Annotated in this window: 1 protein-coding gene; it reads right to left on the bottom strand. The window is 55.6% G+C overall.

The annotated features are described in order from the left end of the window. Positions 1 to 23: 23 nt before the first annotated feature. Positions 24 to 781 (bottom strand): IS5 family transposase gene (locus HNO79_RS16345; protein ID WP_408887047.1). Its coding sequence is split into 2 segments (ribosomal slippage): positions 24 to 451 and positions 451 to 781, totalling 759 coding nucleotides; the frame shifts between segments, so codons are not numbered across the junction. Positions 782 to 844: the final 63 nt, after the last annotated feature.

Below are 844 nucleotides of genomic sequence, written 5' to 3'. Positions count from 1 at the left end.
CAGGTGACTAGGGTCAGGACTCTTTATGGCATCCAGAAGATGATGGTAGCTGCGAGGCAGATGGCCGAAAAGAAGGTATGGGCGCAACGGTCGTAACGCGTTGCGATACGGCGCCAGTCCTTGATTTTCCCGAAGAGGTTCTCGACCTTGTGTCGTTTCCCATAAAGATGCCGATCGTAAGGCAGCAGTTTCCTTCGGTTTTTTGTTGATGGAATGCAGGGCGCAATACCACTCGAGGCAAGGGCGTCACGAAAGCGGGTACTGTCATAGCCCTTGTCCGCAATCAGATAGTGGGCATCTGGCAGGACTGGCAGCAGGATGCGGGCACCGCGATGATCGCTCATCTGGCCTTCCGTCAGAAGCATGGCAATGGGGCGCCCCACACCATCACAGACGGCATGAAGCTTCGAATTCAGGCCGCCGCGTGTCCGTCCGATCCTGCGGGGCGCTGCCCCTTTTTACGCAGTGAGGCTGCCGTACGGTGCACCTTGAGATGCGTGCTGTCGATCATAAGGCATTCCGGAACACCGGCCCGCGCTGCCAGGGTTGCGAAGATCTTCTCGAATACGCCGCGTTCGCTCCAGCGGATGAACCGGTTGTAAAGAGTTTTGTATGATCCGAACTCTCTGGGTGCATCTTTCCACTGCAGGCCGTTACGGATCACATAAATGATCCCGCTGATGACCCGACGGTCATCCACACGGCGCAGCCCCCGGGCACGAGGTAATAATGGTTGTAGAACTTTCATCTGCTCATGGCTCAGCATCGGCAGTCTGCTCATTCCAATCCTCCATAGAGGATTGGAATCACATCAGGATTATGTCGTAAAGAGGTTTGACCCTAG

This window comes from Komagataeibacter oboediens, assembly GCF_018491655.1.
In the GTDB taxonomy this organism is placed as follows: domain Bacteria; phylum Pseudomonadota; class Alphaproteobacteria; order Acetobacterales; family Acetobacteraceae; genus Komagataeibacter; species Komagataeibacter oboediens.
Note: the sequence above shows the minus strand (reverse complement) of the source record. Positions and strands in the feature narration are given on the sequence as shown.